Annotated in this window: 13 protein-coding genes, 1 tRNA gene and 6 pseudogenes; 10 read left to right on the top strand and 10 right to left on the bottom strand. The window is 68.3% G+C overall.

The annotated features are described in order from the left end of the window. Nucleotides 1-3: 3 nt before the first annotated feature. Complete coding sequence (gene fumC, locus ACFJGX_RS15545) at nucleotides 4-1,401, bottom strand: class II fumarate hydratase (RefSeq protein ID WP_382325303.1); 1,398 nt, start codon at nucleotides 1,399-1,401, stop codon at nucleotides 4-6. 150 nt (nucleotides 1,402-1,551) lie between these two features. Between fumC and ACFJGX_RS15540 the strand changes: the two are divergent. Both ACFJGX_RS15540 and murI read left to right on the top strand, forming a co-directional pair. After that, nucleotides 1,552-3,106: pseudogene (locus ACFJGX_RS15540) on the top strand (fumarate hydratase). After that, nucleotides 3,049-3,903: a glutamate racemase gene (gene murI / locus ACFJGX_RS15535; RefSeq protein WP_382326512.1), complete on the top strand. Its 855-nt coding sequence runs from the start codon at nucleotides 3,049-3,051 to the stop codon at nucleotides 3,901-3,903. The pseudogene ACFJGX_RS15540 and the gene murI overlap by 58 nt, the downstream one beginning before the upstream one ends. On the opposite strand, the pseudogene ACFJGX_RS15530 reads toward murI, so the two are convergent. From ACFJGX_RS15530 to ACFJGX_RS15510, 5 genes and pseudogenes are all read right to left on the bottom strand, one after another. Further along, nucleotides 3,900-5,200, bottom strand: a pseudogene (locus ACFJGX_RS15530) (MFS transporter). The gene murI and the pseudogene ACFJGX_RS15530 sit on opposite strands and share 4 nt — an antisense overlap. A gap of 67 nt (nucleotides 5,201-5,267) precedes the next feature. Beyond that, on the bottom strand, nucleotides 5,268-5,888 hold the full coding sequence (locus ACFJGX_RS15525; RefSeq protein ID WP_382157245.1) for a DUF6806 family protein: 621 nt from the start codon (nucleotides 5,886-5,888) through the stop codon (nucleotides 5,268-5,270). A gap of 42 nt (nucleotides 5,889-5,930) precedes the next feature. Further along, a tRNA-Leu gene (locus tag ACFJGX_RS15520) sits at nucleotides 5,931-6,015 on the bottom strand. Between the two features lie 117 nt (nucleotides 6,016-6,132). Continuing rightward, nucleotides 6,133-7,497: a methyl-accepting chemotaxis protein gene (locus ACFJGX_RS15515; protein WP_382326510.1), complete on the bottom strand. Its 1,365-nt coding sequence runs from the start codon at nucleotides 7,495-7,497 to the stop codon at nucleotides 6,133-6,135. A 61-nt stretch (nucleotides 7,498-7,558) separates the two neighbouring features. Beyond that, nucleotides 7,559-7,612 (bottom strand): annotated as a pseudogene (locus tag ACFJGX_RS15510) (hypothetical protein); the annotation flags it as partial. Nucleotides 7,613-7,985: 373 nt separating this feature from the next. Here ACFJGX_RS15510 and ACFJGX_RS15505 point away from each other — a divergent pair. From ACFJGX_RS15505 to ACFJGX_RS15475, 7 genes and pseudogenes are all read left to right on the top strand, one after another. Then, nucleotides 7,986-8,309: a flagellar hook-basal body complex protein FliE gene (locus tag ACFJGX_RS15505; RefSeq protein ID WP_291112553.1), complete on the top strand. Its 324-nt coding sequence runs from the start codon at nucleotides 7,986-7,988 to the stop codon at nucleotides 8,307-8,309. A 961-nt stretch (nucleotides 8,310-9,270) separates the two neighbouring features. Continuing rightward, nucleotides 9,271-9,591 carry a FliM/FliN family flagellar motor switch protein gene (locus ACFJGX_RS15500; RefSeq protein WP_382326508.1) on the top strand — a complete coding sequence of 107 codons (321 nt, stop codon included), beginning with the start codon at nucleotides 9,271-9,273 and terminating at the stop codon, nucleotides 9,589-9,591. Then, nucleotides 9,588-10,370, top strand: coding sequence for a flagellar type III secretion system pore protein FliP (fliP, locus tag ACFJGX_RS15495; protein ID WP_382325316.1), 783 nt, complete (start codon nucleotides 9,588-9,590; stop codon nucleotides 10,368-10,370). The genes ACFJGX_RS15500 and fliP overlap by 4 nt, the downstream gene beginning before the upstream one ends. A gap of 12 nt (nucleotides 10,371-10,382) precedes the next feature. Continuing rightward, nucleotides 10,383-10,652 (top strand): flagellar biosynthesis protein FliQ, encoded by a 270-nt coding sequence (gene fliQ, locus ACFJGX_RS15490; protein ID WP_382325318.1) that lies wholly within the window; start codon nucleotides 10,383-10,385, stop codon nucleotides 10,650-10,652. Nucleotides 10,653-10,662: 10 nt separating this feature from the next. Continuing rightward, nucleotides 10,663-11,436, top strand: coding sequence for a flagellar biosynthetic protein FliR (gene fliR / locus ACFJGX_RS15485; protein WP_382163950.1), 774 nt, complete (start codon nucleotides 10,663-10,665; stop codon nucleotides 11,434-11,436). 3 nt (nucleotides 11,437-11,439) lie between these two features. Continuing rightward, nucleotides 11,440-12,565: pseudogene (locus tag ACFJGX_RS15480) on the top strand (flagellar biosynthesis protein FlhB). Nucleotides 12,566-12,578: 13 nt separating this feature from the next. Beyond that, nucleotides 12,579-14,666: pseudogene (locus tag ACFJGX_RS15475) on the top strand (flagellar biosynthesis protein FlhA). A 7-nt stretch (nucleotides 14,667-14,673) separates the two neighbouring features. Here the strand turns inward: ACFJGX_RS15475 and ACFJGX_RS15470 are convergent. Continuing rightward, nucleotides 14,674-15,636 carry a hypothetical protein gene (locus ACFJGX_RS15470; RefSeq protein ID WP_382325322.1) on the bottom strand — a complete coding sequence of 321 codons (963 nt, stop codon included), beginning with the start codon at nucleotides 15,634-15,636 and terminating at the stop codon, nucleotides 14,674-14,676. Between the two features lie 122 nt (nucleotides 15,637-15,758). Beyond that, nucleotides 15,759-16,644, bottom strand: a pseudogene (locus ACFJGX_RS15465) (flagellin). Nucleotides 16,645-16,845: 201 nt separating this feature from the next. On the opposite strand from ACFJGX_RS15465, the gene ACFJGX_RS15460 reads away from it, so the two are divergent. Continuing rightward, entirely contained in the window at nucleotides 16,846-17,256 is a 411-nt protein-coding gene (locus ACFJGX_RS15460) for a hypothetical protein (protein ID WP_382325326.1), read from the top strand. A 14-nt stretch (nucleotides 17,257-17,270) separates the two neighbouring features. Here the strand turns inward: ACFJGX_RS15460 and flgL are convergent, their stop codons facing one another. After that, complete coding sequence (flgL, locus tag ACFJGX_RS15455) at nucleotides 17,271-19,274, bottom strand: flagellar hook-associated protein FlgL (protein WP_382326506.1); 2,004 nt, start codon at nucleotides 19,272-19,274, stop codon at nucleotides 17,271-17,273. A gap of 13 nt (nucleotides 19,275-19,287) precedes the next feature. Further along, the gene (gene flgK / locus ACFJGX_RS15450; protein WP_382325330.1) at nucleotides 19,288-20,664 is read right to left on the bottom strand and encodes a flagellar hook-associated protein FlgK; all 1,377 of its coding nucleotides are present in this window, start codon (nucleotides 20,662-20,664) and stop codon (nucleotides 19,288-19,290) included. Nucleotide 20,665: the final 1 nt, after the last annotated feature.

The following is a 20,665-nucleotide window of genomic DNA, read 5'->3' as shown; positions in this document are numbered from 1 at the left end:
CGGTCAACGCCCCGTCATCTTCTCCGGCACCACCCACTGGTCGAACTGCTCGGCCGTCACGTGGCCCAGCGCCAGCGCGGCCTCGCGCAGCGTGGTGCCCTCCTTGTGCGCCTTCTTGGCGATCTGCGCGGCCTTGTCGTAGCCGATGTGCGTGTTCAGCGCCGTCACCAGCATGAGCGAGCGGTCCACCAGCTCGGTGATGCGCGCGCGGTTGGGCTCGATGCCCACGGCGCAGTGGTCGTTGAAGCTCTTCATGCCGTCGGCCAGCAGGCGCACGCTCTGCAGGAAGTTGTGCGCCACCATCGGGCGGAACACGTTGAGTTCGAAGTTGCCCGAGGCGCCGCCGAAGTTGATCGCCACGTCGTTGCCGAACACCTGGGCCGCCAGCATGGTGACGGCCTCGCTCTGCGTGGGATTGACCTTGCCCGGCATGATGGACGAGCCGGGCTCGTTCTCGGGAATGCTGAGTTCGCCGATGCCGCTGCGCGGGCCGCTGGCGAGCCAGCGCACGTCGTTGGCGATCTTCATGAGGCTGGCCGCGAGCGTCTTGAGCGCGCCGTGCGCGTGCACCAGGGCATCGACGCTGGCCATGGCCTCGAACTTGTTGGGCGCGGTGACAAAGGGCAAGCCGGTGAGCCGGGCCAGTTCGGCCGCCACCTGCTCAGCATAGCCCTTGGGCGCGTTCAGGCCGGTGCCCACCGCCGTGCCGCCCAGCGCCAGTTCGCACAGGTGCGGCAAGGCCGCGCGCACATGCGCCTCGCCGTGCGCGAGCTGCGCCACCCAGCCCGAGAACTCCTGCCCTAGCGTGAGCGGCGTGGCGTCCTGCAGGTGGGTGCGGCCGATCTTGACGATGCCGTCGAAGTCGCGCGCCTTCTTCTCCAGCGTGCCGCGCAGCAGCGCCAGCGCCGGCAGCAGGCGGTGCGTGAGGGCCTCTACCGCCGCCACGTGCATGGCGGTCGGGAACACGTCGTTGCTCGACTGGCTGCGGTTCACGTCGTCGTTCGGGTGCACCAGGCGCCCTTCGCCGCGCTCGCCGCCCAGCAGCTCGCTGGCGCGGTTCGCCAGCACCTCGTTCACGTTCATGTTGGTCTGCGTGCCCGAGCCGGTCTGCCAGACCACCAGCGGGAACTCCACCTCGTGGCCGCCGGCGATCACCTCGTCGGCCGCTTTCGCGATGGCCTGGGTCTTTTTCTCGTCCTGCAGGCCCAGCGCGTGGTTGACCACGGCCGAGGCGCGCTTGACCTGCGCCAGGGCGCGGATCATCTCGCGCGGCTGGCGCTCGCCCGAGATGTCGAAGTTCTGCAGCGAGCGCTGCGTCTGGGCGCCCCAGAGGCGGTCGGCCGGGACGTCGATGGGACCGAAGGTGTCGCGTTCGGAGCGGGTGGCCGGGCGGGTGTTCATGGTGTGGCGTGACCTGTCAAAATAGAGGGCTGGAGAAGCCAAGCCCCAAGGCCCTCCAGCATAGCTCCAAATAAAAGCAATTCTCATCTGATCGCACTTGACGCCTTGCCCCGGCCGCCGACGCGATTTGCCCCCTACGCCCACGACACCATGACGACCACCATCCGCCAGGCCGACCTCATCGAATCCATCGCGGCCGCGCTGCAGTACATCAGCTACTACCACCCCGCCGACTACATCGCCCACCTGGCCCGCGCCTACCAGCGCGAGCAGAGCCCGGCGGCCAAGGACGCGATCGCGCAGATCCTGACCAACAGCAAGATGAGCGCCACCGGCCAGCGCCCGATCTGCCAGGACACCGGCATCGTCAACGTGTTCCTCAAGGTCGGCATGAACGTGCGCTGGGAAGGCTTCACCGGCGGCCTGGAAGACGCCATCAACGAAGGCGTGCGCCGCGGCTACAACCACCCCGACAACACGCTGCGCGCCTCCGTCGTGGCCGACCCGCAGTTCGCCCGCAAGAACACCAAGGACAACACGCCCGCCGTGATCTTCACCGAGCTGGTGCCCGGCGACACCGTGGAAGTGACCGTGGCCGCCAAGGGCGGCGGCAGCGAGAACAAGAGCAAGATGATCATGCTCAACCCCGGCGACTCGGTGGTCGACTGGGTGCTCAAGACCGTGCCCACCATGGGCGCGGGCTGGTGCCCGCCGGGCATGCTGGGCATCGGCATCGGCGGCACGGCCGAGAAGGCGGTGCTGATGGCCAAGGAAAGCCTGATGGACGACATCGACATGTACGAGCTGCAGGCCAAGGCCTCGAAGGGAGAGAAGCTCGACCAGGTCGAGGAACTGCGCCTGGAGCTGTACGAGAAGGTCAACGCCCTGGGCATCGGCGCGCAAGGCCTGGGCGGCCTGACCACCGTGCTCGACGTCAAGATCAAGATGTACCCCACGCACGCGGCCAGCAAGCCCGTCGGCAATGATCCCCAACTGCGCGGCCACGCGCCACGCGCACTTCGTGATGGACGGCAGCGGCCCGGTCTACCTGGACGCGCCGAGCCTGGACCTCTGGCCCAACGTGAACTGGGTGCCCGACACGCAGAAGAGCAAGCGCGTCGACCTCAACACGCTGACCAAGGAAGAAGTCGCCAGCTGGAAGCCCGGCGACACCCTGCTGCTCAACGGCAAGATGCTCACGGGCCGCGACGCGGCGCACAAGCGCATCAAGGACATGCTGGCCAATGGCGAGAAACTGCCGGTGGACTTCACCAACCGCGTGATCTATTACGTCGGCCCGGTCGACCCGGTGCGCGACGAGGCCGTGGGCCCGGCCGGCCCCACCACCGCCACCCGCATGGACGGCTTCACCGAAATGATGCTGGCCGAGACCGGCCTGATCGCGATGATCGGCAAGTCCGAGCGCGGCCCGGTCGCCATCGAGGCCATCAAGAAGCACAAGAGCGCCTACCTCATGGCCGTGGGCGGTGCGGCCTACCTGGTCTCCAAGGCCATCAAGACCGCGAAGGTGCTGGGTTTCGCCGACCTGGGCATGGAGGCCATCTACGAATTCGACGTGGTCGACATGCCCGTAACCGTGGCCGTGGACGCGGGCGGCACCAGCGCGCACATCACCGGCCCGGCCGAGTGGCAGAAGCGCATCGCCACCGGCGAGTTCAAGGGCATCGAGGTCGCCGCCGCTTGAAAACCGTCGGGGTGTTCGACAGCGGGGTCGGCGGCCTGAGCGTGCTGCGCGCCCTGCTCGCCGAGCTGCCGGGCACGCGCTTCGTCTACGCTGCCGACAGCGCGCACGCGCCCTACGGCGAGCGCACGGCGCAGGACGTGTCGGCGCGCACGCACCGCATCACCGCCCAGCTGCGTGAGCAGCACGGCATCGACGCCCTGGTGGTCGCCTGCAACACCGCCACGGCCCACGCCATCGACGACCTGCGCAAGGCCTACCCCGACATGCCCATCGTGGGCGTGGAACCCGCCCTCAAGCCCGCCGCCGCCCTGAGCCGCAGCGGCGGCATCGGCGTGCTGGCCACGCGCGGCACGCTCGAGAGCGCGCGTTTCGCCCAGCTGCGCGACCGGCTGGTCGCCGCCGCGCCCCGTCCCCTGCGGTTCATCAGTCAGCCCTGCGATGGCCTGGCGGCGGCCATCGAGCGACACGAGCTGCCCACCATCGAGGCCTTGAGCACGCGCTATGTGCAAGAACTGCTGCAAGGCCCCCAAGGCGACCACCCCATCGACACCCTGGTGCTCGGTTGCACGCACTACCCGTTCGCGGCCGAGCTGCTGGGCCGCCTGTGCGGCCCCGATGTGACGCTGGTGGACACGGGCGCCCCCGTCGCGCGCCGCACCCGCGATGTGCTGGGCCTGCCCCTGCTCCCGGACGCGCCCACCGTGCCGCCCTTGCTGCTGTCCAGCGGCAACCCCTCGGCCCTGGCCCAGGCCGCCCAGCGCTGGTTGGGCCTGGGTGTGGAAGCGCGAAGCCTCTAGGCCTGCAGCGCGGCAGCGCGCCCGCGCTGCATGTTCACCGGCACCAGCAAGGCCAGGCCGATCACGAACAGCACCGCCGTGAAGCCGATGGCCAGGCGCTGGTTGCCCCCGGTCATCCAGGTGATGGCGCCATAGCTCAGCGGGCCGATGATGCTGGCGCACCCGCGTGGCGAAGGTCCACAGGCCGAAGAACTCGGCCAGTTGCGCCGGTGGCGCCAGCATGCCGGCCATGGCACGGCCCGAAGACTGGCTCGCGCCCATGCACACGCCCGCGATGGCCGCGGCGTACCAGAAGCCGCCCTTGGTGGTGGTGAGCGCCGCGATGATGCAGGTCGCCACCCAGCCCACCAGCGTGATGCCCAGCGCCAGCTTGTGGCCCAGGCGGTCCTGCCAGTAGCCGAAGGCCAGAGCCCCGAGCGCGGCCGCGATGTTGAGCACGAAGATCAGCACCATGGTCTCCTGCTGCACGAAGCCGATCACCTGCTCCGCGTAGATCGCCGCCAGGGTGATCGCCACCGCCACGCCGCCCTGGTAGGCCGCCACGCAGGCCAGCAGCCACATGAAATCGCGGTAACGGCGCGCCTGCTGGAAGGTGCGGTGCAGCTGGCGCAGCGATTCGCGCCAGCCCGCCGCGCCCGCGGGCCCGGTCTGGGGCTGGGCGCGCTCGCGCAGCAAACCCAGCGTGAACAGCGCCGCCACCGCGAACACCGCCGCCGTGATCCCCATCGTCACCGGCACGAACTGCTCGGCTTTCTGGCCCTGCGCCTGGGCCCAGAGCACATAGCCCAGGCTCAGCCCCAGCGCCAGCATGCCACCCACATAGCCCAGGCTCCAGCCCCAGCCGCTCACCCGCCCCATGGCCTCGGGTTTCGCCAGCTCGGGCAGGAACGCGGCAATGAGCGACTCGCCCCAGGCAAAGAACACGTTGGACACGACGATGAGCACCATGCCCAGCACCACCGCCCCCGGCCCCACCAGGCCCAGCGCGGCCGTGCGCCAGCACGCAGCCCAGCGTGGTCATCATGAGCAGCCGCTTCTTGGCCGCGTGGCGGTCCGCCCACGCGCCCATGGCGGGGATGGTGAACATCACGATCAGGTGCGAAATGCTGAGCGCCAGCGTCCAGGCGAAGGTCGCCCATTCGGCGCCACCGGCCACCGCCCCCACGAAATAGGCCGCGAACACCGCGGTGATCACCACCGTGGTGTAGCCGGAGTTCGCGAAGTCGAACATCGCCCAGCCGAACACCTCGCGCTTGCGCACGCCGGGGTTCAGGGCATCGGTGGAGAAAAAGGCCATGGGGACTCCGGAGGGCGAGGCCAGGTGCTCGCGCTCTGAAGTCTATTACGCGGCCGTGACCGGTCCGTCAGTGCAGGTGGCGCGGCTTGCGCGGGCCACCGTGCGAGGGGCCGCCATGGCCGCGCGGCGGCTTGCCCAGCTGCATCGAATTCACCAGCGACTCGAAGCGCTGGTTGAAGAGCTTGTCGATCGCGCCCACGACGTCGCCCAGTTCGGCCTGGTCGAAGTGGCGCTCCATGACGTGCAGCACGTCCTGCACCAGCAGGTCGCGTTGCACCTGCATGATGGCGGCCGGCGTGGGGCCCACGAAGCACATCAGGAAGTCGTCGCGCGCTTCCTCGTCGGGCGCACCCTCTTCTTCGTCGTACTCGGCGTCGTAGAACGACACTTCCAGCGGTGCCCCGGCCGACGCGATGTCGTTCAGGCCCATGCAGGCCTCCTCGATCACCTGGCGGAAATCCTCGTCGCCCGGCACCGTCCAGCAGATCTGCAGCACGTGGGCCTCGGCGTCGAAACGGATGCCCGGCTCGTCTTCGTAGCTGCTCTCGGCCGCCGCCGCCAGCGAGCGGGCGCCCGCGTACTGCCACAAGGGTTTGAGCGCATCCTGGATCTGGCCGTAGGCCACATCCTCGCGCAACGGCACGTCGCCGTGCACGTGGATCTCGAAGGGCGCGTTGTATCGGGTCATGGAAAACTCACTGTAGCGGCGAAACCGCAAAAAACCTAGAGGTGGTGCCTCGAAGCGGACTCGAACCGCTAAGTCTCGCGACGGGGGATTTTAAGTCCCCTGTGTTTACCAATTTCACCATCGAGGCCCAATCGCGAATTGTGGCAGGTTGAAAAACGCCGGCCCCGCCAACGCGGGGTTGGCGGGGCCGGCGCTCCCGCGAGGATTTCTTAAAAGTCGTTATCCATCAACCACTTAGCGGGTCTCAGACCTTGAACACCGCGACGATCTCCGCCAGCCGGCTGGCCTGGCTCTTGAGGCTGTCGGCCGCGGCGGCGCTTTCTTCCACCAGGGCGGCGTTCTGCTGCGTGACCTGATCGAGCTGGTTCACCGCGTCGCTGACCTGGCTGATGCCCTGCGACTGCTCCACGCCGGCCGCGCTGATCTCGGTGATCATGTCCGTCACGCGCTTGACCTGCGAGACGATGTTCTCCATGTTGCGGCCCGCGTCGTCGGCCAGCCGCGAGCCGGCTTCCACCTTCTCCACGCTCTCGTTGATCAGGAGCTTGATTTCCTTGGCCGCGCCCGCGCTGCGCTGCGCCAGGTTGCGCACCTCGCCAGCCACCACCGCGAAACCCCGGCCCTGCTCACCGGCGCGCGCCGCTTCCACCGCGGCGTTCAGCGCCAGGATGTTGGTCTGGAACGCGATGCCGTCGATCACGCCGATGATGTCGGCGATCTTCCTGGAACTCTCGGTGATGTCCTGCATGGTGCCCACCACCTGCCCCACCACGTCGCCGCCCTGCACGGCCGCCTCGCTGGCGGTCGTGGCCAGCTGGTTGGCCTGGCGCGCGGTCTCCGAGTTCTGGCGCACCGTGGAGGTGAGTTCTTCCATCGAGGCTGCGGTCTGTTCGAGGTTGCTCGCCTGTTCTTCGGTGCGCTGGCTCAGGTCGTTGTTGCCGATCGCGATCTGCGAGCTGCCGGTGGCGATCGACTCGGAGCTGGAGCGCACGTTGCTCACGATGTTGAGCAGGCTGGTGTTCATGGCCTTGAGCGCGTTCAGCAGTTGCCCGGTTTCGTCGGTGCTGGTGACTTCGATGCGCGAGGTCAGGTCGCCGGCGGCCACGGTCTCGGCCACGCGGACGGCCTCGTTCAGCGGCCGCGTGATGGAGCGGCTGATCACCAGGCCCAGCACCATGCCGATGCCCACGGCGGCGGCGATAAGGGCCAGCATCATCGTCAGGCTCGTTGCGTAAAGCTGGTCCGTCAGGTCGTTGGCCTTGCTGGCCGCGCCTTCCTTCATGCGGGAGAGTTCGGTGAACAGGTTGTCCACCTTGGTGGACTCGATGCGGGCGTCGTCCAGCGCCTTGGTCAACGCCTCGCTGCGGGTGGACAGCAGGGCGTCCTGCGCGGCCAGGCTGAGCGCGGTGTTCAGGTGCTGGCGGTAGGCGGCCAGCGAGGCTTCGGCCTCGGCAAACATGTCCTTGGCCTTGGGCGAATAGAACAGGGGCGCGGCCTTGTCCAGCAACTCGTCGGCGGCGGTCAGGCTCTTTTCCAGGGTCGCCTTGTGGGCCGCGCGCTCTTCCTCGGTGGTGGCGCAGCATGAAGTTGGAGCGGGCGCGCCCGGCATAGATCAGGTTGATGTTGGCTTCCTTGATGTGGGAGAGGCCCATCAGCTCAAGGGTGTACATCTTGGTGGCCTCGTCGTTGATCTTCGACATGTTGAGGATGCCGATGCCGCCCACCAGGGCGCAGATGGTGCAGATGACGAGAAAGGCGGCGATCAGGCGAGGGCCGACCTTCAAAGACTGGATGAAATTCACGTTTTTCTCGGGGTTGATGGCCAGAGTCGGCCGGTGGATGCAGCGCCGTCAGCGCCGATATTCAGAAGTTGATCCGCCAACTATCGGCGCCGCTTCGGGCGTCTTGAGGAAAGAAAGCGCCTTCATCCGCCGTGCGGTCGCGGTGCATACCTTTCGCCTCATTCCCCGCGGAAAACGCGCCGTCGCTGGCGCCGCAGGAGGCTTCAACGCCGGGTTTTCAGCCTGTTGACCTGGGTCGGCCGCGCCCTCGCCCCTCGATACTTTCTTCACCCCAAGCCCTTATGCCACCGCGCCCATGAACAGCTCCATGCTTTTGAACATCCAGAGCAGCCTTGCGCAGATCAAGGCCAGCGAGTCGCACATCGCCGAGGCGTTGCCGCTCGGCGGGGGCCAGGGCGCCCGCTCGTTCACCGACCACATCGGCGGCCTGATCCGCTCGGTGGACGACAAGGGCCACGAGGCCCAGGCCATGGTGAGCGCGGTCGAGACGGGCCAGAGCGACAACCTGGTGGGCGCCATGCTCAAGAGCCAGGAAGCCTCGCTCAACTTTCAAATGATGATGCAGGTGCGCAACAAGGTCGTTTCGGGCCTGGACGACCTCATCAAGCTGCCGATCTGAGCCGCATGCCCGCGACCACGAAGATCATCGGGCCCGCCCGCGGGGCGCTCATGACGGTGATCGACACCTGCGAGCTGGGCCGCCCCGTTCACGTGCTGGACCGTTTTTGCCAGGTCCTCCACGCCGACATGGCGGCCGCCGTGGAAAGCCTCTTCGCCACCCGCACCGCACCGGGCTTCCAGCTGGGGCGCATCGAGCATTCGCGCCGGGTCCATCCGCACAGGCCCCTGCGCTGGTTCCTGTTCGACACGGCCGCCGGCCGCCTGGGTTTCTCCATCGATCGCCAGGCCGCGCTCGCGCTGCTGGCCCGCCGCCTGGGCATGAGCAACTGGAGCCAGCTGGATCAGGAAACGCTGCAGCGCTCGGAGACCGCCACCGAACAGCGGCTCGCCGCGCAGGTGGGCAAGCGCCTCGTGCAGTGCCTCTCGGCGCGCCTGCTCAGCGGCTTGCAGGAGCGCGCCGCCACGGACACCGCACCGGCCGTGCTCGACACCGAGCGCCATGGCTTCGGCGGCCCCACCGATGCCCAGGCCCTGTTCCTGGGCTGCGACCTGCTCGACGCGCAGGGCCGCCCCATGGGCCGGCTGAACTGGGTGCTGGAAGACAGCGCCCTGGACGCCCTGCTGCGCGCCCTGGCGCCACCCCGGCGCAAGCCCGTGAAAAAACCCATCGACCCGACCACCCTGCGCCGGCAGCTACCCATGCTGCTCGACGTGCGGCTGCTGGAGAAGCCGCTGTCGCTGGGCGACGTGATGGCGCTGCGGCCTGGCAGCGTGCTGCCGGTCGACCTCGGCCTGGCACCGTGCGCATCCAGGACAGCCCGGTGCTCAAGGCCAGCGTGGTCGAGCACGGCGGCAAGCTCTGTCTCACCTCCCTCCAAGAAGTCTGAACCGCCATGGAAAACCTCACCGCGCCCCTCCCAGCCGACGCCGCCGGCGGCATCGACGAACTGCTGTCCTACATGGACGGCCCGGCCGAGAAACCCGCGGCGGAACCGGTGGCTTTCGAGGCCCCGGCGCCCCGGCTGGGCATGGGCAGCCTCATGCGCAAGATCCCGGTCACGCTCACGCTGGAGCTGGGCTCGACCCGGGTGTCGCTGGAAGACCTGGCGCACCTGAGCACCGACAGCGTGGTCGAACTCGATGCGCTGGCCGGCGAGCCGCTGACCATCAAGGTCAATGGCGTGTCCATCGGCAAGGCCGTGGTGGTGATCTCCGGCGAAAACTACGGCCTGAAAGTGGTCGAGATCTCCGACCTGAACCTGGACAGCCTGGCCGCATGACGCCACGCGCCCTTCGACCCGGCGCCCTGCTCCTGGGCGCCGTCACGCTGGCCGCGCTCACGGGGCTGGCGCCCACCGATGCGCTGGCGCAGGCGGGGAGTCAAGGGCTGCAGATCTTCAGCAGCAACACCAGCGGCGGCACCACCGACTACACGGTTCGCACGCAGATCCTGATCATCATGACGCTGCTGGGTCTGCTCCCGGCCATGATGCTCATGATGACCAGCTTCACCCGCTTCGTCATCGTGCTCTCGCTGCTGCGCCAGGCGCTGGGCCTGCAGCAGGGCCTGCCCAACCGCATCATCACCGGCATCGCGCTCATCCTCACCCTGCTGGTGATGCGACCGGTGGGCGAGCGCATCTGGACCGATGCCCTGCAGCCCTACGACGAGGGCAGGATCACCCTGGCCCAGGCGCTGAAGAACGCCGAGGCGCCGCTCTCGCGCTTCATGCTCGCGCAGACCAGCAAGCCCGCGCTCGAACAGATCGCCACCCTGGCCGGTGCGCCGGCCGTCACCGACCCCGCGCTGCACCCCTTCACCGTCAAGCTCGCCGCCTTCGTGCTCAGCGAGCTCAAGACGGCTTTCATGATCGGCTGCATGCTGTTCATCCCCTTCCTGGTCATCGACCTGGTGGTCTCGTCCGTGCTGATGGCCATGGGCATGATGATGCTGTCCCCGCTGGTGATCTCCCTGCCGCTCAAGCTGCTGCTGTTCGTGCTGGTGGACGGCTGGACGCTGACGGTCAACACGCTGGTGACCAGCGTGCGCGCCATCTGAAGGGACTTCGTCGTGACCCCCGAAATCGCCGTCGAACTGGTCGCCGAGTGCCTCAAGCTGGTGGTGGTGCTGGTCACGCTGCTCATCGGCCCCAGCCTGGTCGTGGGCGTGGTGGTGAGCCTGTTCCAGGCCGCCACGCAGATCAACGAGCAGACGCTGAGCTTCCTGCCCCGCCTCATCGTGACGCTGCTGGCCATCATCTTCATGGGGCAGTGGCTGGCGGGCAAGCTCATGGACTACTGCATCGCCATCTTCGAACGCGCCGCGCAGCTGGCGATCTGACGTGAGCCCCATGGAGCCGGTCTTCGGTCAACTGCTGGCCACGCTGCTGGCGATGTGGTGGCCTTTCGTGCGGCTGCTGGCCATGCTGTCCTTCATGCCGGTGGTGGGCGAGAACATGGTGCCGATCACCGTGCGCGTGCTGCTGGCGCTGGCGCTGGCCGTGGTGCTGCTGCCGGTGGCGCAGCCCCCGGCGCCGATCACCCCCTTCTCCCTGCTCGGCATCGTCACCACCATCGAGCAGGTGGTGATCGGTCTGATCATCGGCCTGTGTTTCCAGCTCATCATGGCGGTCTTCACCCTGCTGGGCTTCATGGCCTCGTCGCAGATGGGCCTGTCCATGGCGGTCATGAACGACCCCATGAGCGGCGTGTCCTCCGATGTGGTGTCCACCCTGCTCTACGTCATGAGCATCCTGGTGTTCTTCGCCGTCGAAGGCCACCTGGTCTTCAATGGCGTGATGGGGTCGAGCTTCAAGTCCTGGCCGGTGGGCGGCGGCATCCCGCAGGTGGCGCTGGAGATGCTGCCGCTGCAGGTGGCCTGGGTCTTCTCGGCCGCCCTGCTGCTGGCCCTGCCGGTGATCTTCTCGGCGCTGGTGGTGCAGATCGGCTTCGGCCTGCTCAACCGCATCGCGCCAGCCTTCAACCTGTTCTCGCTCGGTTTCTCGCTGATCATCGTGTTCGGCCTGTTCATGCTCTCCGGCCTGGTGCGCTACATCCCCGAGCAGTACGTTCGCCTGACCTCGCGCGTGCTGGGCATGCTCGAACAGATGATGGTGGCGAGGTAAGCCATGGCCGAGCAGGACACCGGGGAAAAGACCGAAGACGCCAGCGCGCAGAAGCTGCGCAAGGCGCGCGAGAAGGGCCAGGTCGCCCGCTCCAAGGACGTTGCGCACCGCCGTGGGCCTGGTCTGCAGCCTGCAGCTCATCGTCATCATGGCGCCCTCGTACCTGGCGGATTTCAAGCACCTGTTCGGCCTGGGCTTCGTGATGCTCGACGGCGAGGCCGCGCTGGACAACATGTGGTCCAACGCCTTCAAGCCGGCGATCCTGCTGGTGGGCAAGATGGTGCTGCCCCTGGCGCTCATCCCCATCATCGTGGCCGCGTTCACGCTGTTCCCCAGCGGCTGGGTGCTCAGCACCGACCAGTTCATGCCCAAGCTGGAACGGCTGAACCCGCTGAGCTACTTCAGCCGCATCACCAAGCCCAAGCACCTGATCGACTGGGCCACCACCGCCGCCAAGGCGGCCTGCCTGGGTGGCGTGCTCTGGCACACCGCGAGTTCCACGCGCCCGGCCTTCCTGCGGCTGCAGGGCCTGCCGCTGCACGAGGCGCTGGCGCAGGCCATGGGCCTGGCGATCACCGGCATCTTCACCCTGTGCAGCGTGTTCGTGGTGTTCGCACTGATCGACCTGCCGCTGCAGCGCTTCGTCTTCCTGCGCGAACAGCGCATGAGCAAGCGCGACCTGAAGGAAGAGCACAAGACCAGCGAAGGCCGGCCCGAGGTGCGCCAGCGCATCCGCCAGCTGCAGCAGCAGATCGCCAAGCGCAGCGTGCGCAAGATCGTGCCCACCGCCGACGTGGTGATCGTCAACCCCACGCACTACGCGGTGGCCCTGAAGTACGACACGCAGAAGGCCGAAGCGCCCTATGTGATCGCCAAGGGCGTGGACGAGCTCGCGCTCTACATCCGCGCCCTGGCCACCGAGCACAAGGTGGAGGTGCTGGAACTGCCGCCGCTGGCGCGCGCCATCTACAACACCAGCCAGGTCAAGCAGCAGATCCCGGCCGCGCTGTACCAGGCCGTGGCGCTCGTGCTGCGCTATGTGCTCCAGCTGCGCGCCTACCGCGAAGGCGGCCGCAAGGCGCAGCCCGCGCTGCCCGCCGACCTCCACGTCCCCGCCCACCTGACCTGACACCAAGCCCGCCATGAACGTCCTCAAGTCACTCTGGTCCGATCTGCAGCGCATGCGCTACGCCGCGCCGCTCTTCCTGCTGGCGATGCTGACGATGGTGATCCTGCCGTTGCCACCGCTGCTGCTGGACGTGCTGTTCACGTTCAACATCGTGCTCTCGCTGATCGTGATCCTGGTCGCGGTCAACAGCCGCCGGCCGCTGGACTTCTCCATCTTCCCCACCGTCATCCTGGGCGCCACGCTGTTGCGCCTGATGCTCAACGTGGCCTCGACGCGGGTGGTGCTGCTCAACGGCCACCAGGGCACGGACGCGGCCGGCAAGGTGGTCGAGGCCTTCGGCCACGTGGTGATCGGCGGCAACTTCGTGGTCGGCCTGGTGGTGTTCGTGATCCTGATGATCATCAACTTCCTGGTGGTCACCAAGGGCGCCGAGCGCATCTCGGAGGTGTCGGCGCGCTTCACGCTGGACGCCCTGCCCGGCAAGCAGATGGCGATCGACGCCGACCTCAACGCCGGCCTCATCAACCAGGAAGGCGCGCAGGCGCGCCGCAAGGAAGTGGCCGGCGAGGCCGACTTCTACGGCGCCATGGACGGCGCCTCCAAGTTCGTCAAGGGCGACGCCATCGCCGGCATCCTGATCCTGCTGATCAACCTCATCGGCGGCGTGCTCATCGGCAGCTTCATGCACGGCCTCTCGCTGGGCGAGTCGTTCAAGCTGTTCGCGCTGCTGACCATCGGCGACGGCCTGGTCGCGCAGATCCCGGCGCTGCTGCTCTCCGCCGCGGCCGCCATCATCGTCACCCGCGCCAGCGAGTCGGGCGACATCGAAAAGCAGATCACCGGCCAGCTGCTGGCCTCGCCCGGCGTGCTGTACGGCGCGGCCGGTCTGATGGCCCTGCTGGGCGCCATCCCGGGCATGCCCACCTTCATCTTCTTCGCCTTCGCCGGCGTGCTCGGCTACGTGGCGTGGCGCATGGGGTCGCGCGTGGTGGTGGCCCCGCCGGACCCCACCGCCCAGGTGCAGGTGGCCCTGCTGACCGAGAGCCAGCCCGAGATCGACTGGAAGAGCCTGCCGGTGGTGGAGCCGGTGGCCGTGTCGGTGGGCTACAAGCTGGTGGGCCTGATCGACCCCGGGCAAGGCGCCGTGCTCGCCAAGCGCCTCAAGGGCGTGCGACAGACCCTGAGCGAAGGCATGGGCGTGGTGCTGCCGCCCATCGGCGCGCGCGACGACCTCGGCCTCAAGCCCAACTTCTACTCGGTGCTCATGCACGGCACGGTGCTGGCGCAGGCCGAGGTGTTCGCCGACCGGCTCATGCGCGTCCCGGGGCCCCAGGTGTACGGCGACATCGACGGCATCCCCGGCGCCGATCCCTCCTTTCGCATGCCGGTGATCTGGATCGAGCCGGCGCAGAAGGCGCACGCCCTGGGCATGGGCTACCAGGTGGTGGACGTGCCCACGGTGATCGCCACGCACGTGACCAAGCTGATGCGCGAGAACCTCGGCGAGCTGTTCCAGCACGACGACGTCAACGCGCTGATGGAGCGCCTGGCCTCGCTCGCGCCCAAGCTGTCGGCCGCGCTGGACAAGGCCTTCACCCACAGCATGCTGCTCAAGGTGTTCCGCACGCTGCTGGCCGAGAACGTCTCGCTCAAGGACATCGTGCCCGTGCGCCACCACCCTGCTGGAGAACGCGGAGCAGACCAAGGACCCGCTGCTGCTGGCCGCCGAGGTGCGCTGCACGCTGCGCCGCCAGATCGTCGGCGCGCTGTGCGGCCAGACCGGCGAGATCAAGGCCTTCAACATGGGCGGCGAGCTGGAGAACCTGCTGCTGGGGGCGCTCAACCAGGCGCGCAGCGCCGGCAAGGTCGCGCTGGACAACTTCCCGATCGACCCCAACCTGCTTAACCAGCTGCAGTCCCACATGCCCATCGCGCGCGAGCAGATGAAGCAGATGGCGGCCACGCCGCTGCTGCTGGTGATGCCCCAGGTGCGCCCCCTGCTGGCGCGCTACGCGCGGCTGTTCGCACCGGGCCTGCACGTGCTGTCCTACAACGAGGTGCCCGAGCAGCGGGAAGTGGCATCGTCGGCTCGCTCGGCTGAGCGGCCCTCAGGCCTGCGCGTCCGGCGGCACCGGCCAGTGCCGCGCCACACCACTCACCACCTCGGCCAGTGCGTGCAGCAACAGCGACGATGCGGGGTCGGGCCGGTAACTCAAGCCACCCGGTGGCAAGGGCGCGAGCGGCGTGCCCAGTTGCACCTTGACCAGCGGCGCGCCCAGGCGGCCCAGGGCCGCGGCCAGCTCCGGCATCAGCTCGCGCAGCAAGGGCAGCACCTGCGCTTGTCGCGGAATCAGGGCCATGGCCAGGCCACCGCCCAGCCACAACAGCTGAACCGTGATCGGGCCAGCCTGCGGCAGGGTCAGGGCCACCTCCAGGCCGGCGGGCCCCTCCTCGCGCGGCCGGGGCTTGCGGCGCTCCCACAGCGGCGCGGCGGCCACGCGCAGCGCCACGCTCAGGCCGCCCCAGGCGTACAGGTGAAAACTCCAGTGGCCGGGTTCGCCGCGCTCCGACGGCGGCGCACCGGGCGCCGTGTGCGGGCCGGGCAGCGCCAGCGGCGGCCGCTCCAGCAGCGCCAGCCCTTGCAGGCCCAGGTCCATGTGGCGCGAGGTGAGGATGACGCGCCATGCGGCGGCCAGTTCGGTGGGCGACGGCAGCTTCCACTGGTAGGCCCGCAGGGCCGCCTGGTCCAGGCGCATCGCGGGCAGTTCGTCGGGTGATGCGGGGGCGCCCGGCACGCCGGGCCGGGGCGCGACGAACTCGAGTTCGAGCGAAGGCTCGGTCGCCAGAACCCGCATCCACACCATGTCGCCCACCGAAAGACCCTGGGCCCAGGCGCCTTGCGGAGGCAGGCGCAGCGTGGCGCCGCGATCGCGCCGCAGCGTCACGCCATGCTCGTCCCGCCCCTCGTAGCGCAGGGCGATGTGCTCGCCCACGGCCGGCCGCGGCGCACCATCCCGGGCGGGCTGGCGCTGCGGCGCGAGGCTCGCGGCGGTGACACGATCGATGTTCATGGAGGCCTCCGTCCACCCACCCAGGTTCAGGCGCCTTGCGCGTGAAATGAAAAAAAGCCAGCCGAGTCACCGGCTGGCTTTGTCGTCTCGAGCCGCCGTGGAGGGCGGCCGAAGTCGCCGGTTTACTGCATCAGCGACATGACCAGCTGGGACATGCTCGACGACTGCTTGAGCATCGAGGTGCTGGCTTGCATCAGCATCTGGTTCTTGGTCATGTTGGCCGTTTCAGCGGCGTAGTCCACGTCCATGATGCGGCCCTTGGAGGCGTCGGTCTGGGTGCGCTGGTTGCCCAGGTTGTTGTAGACGCTTTCCAGGCGGTTGGACGAAGCACCCAGCTGGGCGCGCACGGCACCGATGGAGTCCAGCACGTCGGCCAGGTCGTCGATCGCGGTGTTGGCGGCGGCGGCGGTGGCGATTTCGGTGCCAGGGGTGCCGGCGGTCACGCCCGCGGTGTAGGAAGCCACCACGGCGTCGAGGTCGGTGCCCAGGTCGCCCAGGGCATCGGTCACGTCCACTTCCATGGTTTCGGCGGTCGTCGCGCCGATCTGGAAGGTCACGGCGGCGGCGCCGAGCTTGCCACCGTCGCCGGCCTTGTTGAACAGGGCTTCACCGGCGAACGAGCTGTTCGTCATGATGTTGCCGAGCTCTTCGCCGAGCTGGTCGAATTCGGACTGCAGGGCGTCGCGGTCTTCCTGGGTGGCCGAACCGTTGGCGGCTTCGGTCGCGCAGGTCCTTCATGCGGGTGACGATGTTCGTCATTTCCTTGAACGCGCCTTCGGCCGTCTGCATCATCGAGATGCCGTTCTGCGTGTTGCGCATCGCCACGGCCATGCCGCGCGACTGGGCGTTCATGCGGGTGGCGATCTGCAAGCCGGCGGCATCGTCCATGGCGGAGTTGATGCGGAAACCCGTGCCCAGGCGGGACATGGAGGTCGTCAGGGTCTTCTGCGTGGCGCCGAGGGCGTTCTGGGTGCTCAGCGAAGCGTAGTTGGTGTGCAGGCTCAACATGGTGGGTACTCCTTGATCGGTTGGGGCGCCGGGTATCGACGACCTCACCTTCACAGAGCGACCTGCTCGAGCGGGTCCTTAAATGCGGAGGCTGATTTTTTTCTGAATCAGGACAGCGAGGTGCCCGGCTAGCATGTCGCCCATCGGCCCAAAGCACGCATCGAGATGACCTCTCCAGACATCCACCCTCCACAACGCCCAGTGACCTACCTGCTGCTCCCTCCTGGGGAGAGGCATCCTGAGATCGCGCATCTCGCGCCGTTTCAAGCCGTTGTGATCGTGGATGCGGAGGTGGACAGCCATTGGCAGAACGCCACGAGCGCATGGCTCGTCCGATCAGGCTGCCTCTACATGATGGCGTGGGGTCGTGAATGCAGCAGTTGGGACGATTCGGTCGACTGGGCGTATATCGACGACTGCCCCGGTGAAGCGACACCGGATCACCGATTGGTCGTCACCACTTGGCATGAGAAAGAGTCTCTGAAGGAAACGTTCTGGTTCAGCAAGCGCTGCGCCATTCACCCCACCGTGGACCTGAAGAACACGCTGCTTCTGCACATTGCCGTTGAGTCGCAGGAAACCAAGCTGCTGAAAATCTATGCCAACGCCTAGCGCCTGCGCCCGCTTCACCCCAGCAACGCCATGACCCGCGCGCGGTTCACGCCCGCCAAAGCCGGCGCCACATCGGCATAGGTCTCGAAGCGCATCGATTGCGTGCGCGCCAGGAAGGCCTGGGCCGCGCGCTCCACCGACTCGGCCGGGATCTCCGCCGAGGCGGCGCTGGCCTCGGCCGAGGCCAGCGCCAGCGCGCCAGCCACCTGGGCTTGCGTGAAGCCCACGCGGTCCAGCGCGTGGATCACGCGCTGCAGCGCACCGCGAATTTCGTGCGGCTCCACCGGTGCCTGTTCGTACAGCGCCGCCGGCAGGGCCGGTGCTTCGGTGTGGGTGCGCACGCGCTGGGGGACGCCGTCGGCGAAGCGGTGTCCCTCGCCCTTGATGGTGATGCGGTCCTGCACCTTGTCCCAGGTGGCTTCCGGCGCGCTGAACACGGGTTCGCCCCGGTCGTCGATGTGCACGCGCACATCGGCCGTGCGCAGGGCGTGGTCGAGCCGGCGCAGGTTGCTGTTCACCCCTTGTTCGGGGTCGATGGTCACGGTCAGCGGGCCGGCCAGGTTGGACGGCAGGCCGATGCTGAGCACCTCGCGCGCGCCTTGCGACAGCGCGGCCGCGTCGATGCCCCGGATGCGAAACGCCTGGCGCGCCGCGCCATGGCCCTGGTACTGCAGTTGCGGGTCGATGGCGGCGCTGGTGGCCGCGGCGCGCTGGCGCCAGAGTGTCTGCAGGCCTTGTCGCGCCGAGGCGAGTTCGCCCTCGCGCTGGTGGGCCGTGGCCGGGTCGGCCAGGTTCTCGCTGTAGCCGGACTTGAGGGTGTGCAGGCCGGCCGACAACTGGCCGAGGTAGGCCTTGGCCATCTGGGCCGCGGCCACCTGCCCATGCCGTTCGCCGTCCCAGGGGCTGAAGGCGGACGCTGATTTCGCCGCCTCGCCGGTCGTGGCGCGCAGGGGACGGGCGCTGGCCGCTCCGGGCACCGCTGCGGCCGGGGCCGTGGCACCCGCCGCCGGCCGGCCGATGGCGAGCGCGGTGCCGGAGGCGCGTTCGTTGCCACCCGTGGATCGAAGGGCCGGGAGCGTGTTGACCTGCATGGGTGAGCGGTCGATCAGAGCACGTTGAACAGCGAAAGCGCCGACACCTTGGCGTAGGCCTTCTGCGTGGCCTGCAGCGCGGTGGTGTAGCCGGCAAGGTGCACGGCGGCCTCGGCGTAGTCGAGCTTGCCCAGCGCGAGCACGGCGTGGTCGTTGGACAGGCTCACGTTCGGCCAGCGAGGTGTCCTGCGAGTCCAGCGTGGTGAGCGCGCCGCCGATGCGCGCGATGCGCGAGCTCACGCTGTTGAAGGTGGTGTCGAGCAGGTCCGTGGTGGCCTTGAGGCGGGCCCGCACGGCCGGGTCGTTGACGGTGACGCCTGGCGTCTGGAAGTCCTGGATGGTGAGGTCGAGCTGGTTCAGGAAGGCGGCCATCTCGTCCAGCGGCACATTGGCCGCCTGCGTGATGCCGTTGCCCACCACCACCTGTTGCAGGTCGGTGTTGCCGGTGAAGCTGTAGCGCGCGCCGGGCGCGGCGGCCGGGTCGTGCGTGATGGAGGCGGTGTTCGAGGCGGTGCCCGAAAACAGGTAGCGGCCTTCCTGGTCGCGGGTGTTGGCGGTGGCGAAGATGCTGTCGCGCAGCGAGATGAGCTGCGTGGCGATGGCGCGCACGTCTTCGGAGGTGTTGGTGCCGTCGGCGGCCCAGATCTGCAGGTCGCGCATCTGCAGCATGTCGCGGCTCATGCTGTCGAGCAGCACCTCGCTGTGCCTCAGGCGCCCGCCCAGGGCGCCGATGTTGTCGCGGTACTGGTCCAGCGCGGCCTGCTCGCGCGCCAGCCGGCCCAGCCGCACGCTGGCGATGGGGTCGTCCGAGGGCACCAGCAGGCGCTCGCCCGTGGCAATCTGCTGCATGAGTTGCTCGACCTTGAACGACGCCATCTGCAGCGAGGTGTTCATGGTGGTGTGGTACTGGGTGCTGGCGATGCGCATGGTCTCTTCTCCTTCAGCCGAACATGGCCAGCGTGGTGTCGAACAGCTCGTTGGAGACGGCCAGCACCTTCATGTTGGCCTGGTACATCTGCTGGTACTGCACGATGTTGATCGCCTCCTCGTCGGTGTTCACACCGCTGGTGGACTTCCAGCTTTCCTCGGCCTGGTTGCGCACCGTCTTGGCGGTGTCGTGGGCCGCGCGCGCCTGCTGGTTCTGCGTGCCCAGGCGCCCGACGATCTGGGTGTAGATGTCGCCCAGGCGCACCGTGCCCAGCGAAGGCACCGTCAGCGGCTGGTCGCGCAGGCCGATGAGGGCCTGCAGGTTGTCGCTGTTGCCGGGTTTGGTCGGGTCCGAGGAGAACGCCAGGTCTTCGCCCAGCAGGCCGTCGACCACCTTGAGCAGGCCGGTGGAGGCGGCGTCGAACTGGAACAGGTCGGTGCCCGGCGTGCCGTCCATGGCGAAGCCGGCGGCCATCTGGGTGTTCACCCGCGTGGCAATGGCTTCGGCCAGCGCGGCCACGTCATCGATCACCGGCTTGAGCACCGTGCGCTCGAATTCGTCCAGCCCACCGAGCTGGCCGCCGAGGTTGCCGCTGGTGACGGTGAAGGACTCGCTGGCGAAGGCCAGTTTCAGGGTCTGCGAGCCGTCGGGGTTGTTGACGGTGGAGAGCGTGGCGGCCAGGGAGCCGGCCACCAGCGGCACGCCGCTGCGCAGGGACACGCTGGCGCTGCCGTCGGCCTGCTCGACCACCTGCAGGCCCACCAGGTTGGACAGCGCGTCGATCTTGAGGTCGCGCGCGTCCATCAGGCTGGAGGGGTTGATGCCGGTGGCGCGCGTGGCCGCGATCTTCTCGTTGAGGTCGGCGATCTCCGCGCTCAGCGAATTCACCTGCGCCACCGAGGCGGTGCGCTGCTGCGCGACCGAGGCGCGCTGGTTGTTGAGCACCTGGTTGAGGTTGTTGAAGCGCTGGGCCAGCGCCTCGGCCGAGGTGATCACCTGCTGGCGCAGGGGCGCGGAGGTGGGGTCGACGCTGGCGGCGTTGAGGGCGTTGAAGAACAGGTCCAGCCCGCTGTTGAGGCTGGAGCCGTCGTCGCCCATCACCTGCTCGAGCTGGCGCATGTAGGGCTGCGAGGTGTTGTAGCGGCCCAGTTCGGAATTGGCCTGCCACATCTGCATGCTTTTGTAGCCGTCGCTGAAGCGCAGCAGCGCGGGCACCGAGACGCCGCCACCGGTGGCGGCCACGCCGCCCTTGAACGGGCCGACCGCCGCGAACAGCGCGCCCTGCCGGGTGAAGCCCGGCGTCATCACGTTGGCGATGTTGTGGCTGGCCGCGGCCAGCGCGGTCTGGGCGGCCAGTGCGCCGGTCAGCGCGGTGTAGTGGATGGTCATG

Origin of the sequence: Hydrogenophaga sp. UC242_50, from assembly GCF_042697355.1 — a bacterium.
GTDB lineage: Bacteria > Pseudomonadota > Gammaproteobacteria > Burkholderiales > Burkholderiaceae_C > Hydrogenophaga.
The sequence above is the reverse complement of the archived record's forward strand: the minus strand, read 5'-3'. Positions and strand labels throughout refer to the sequence as shown.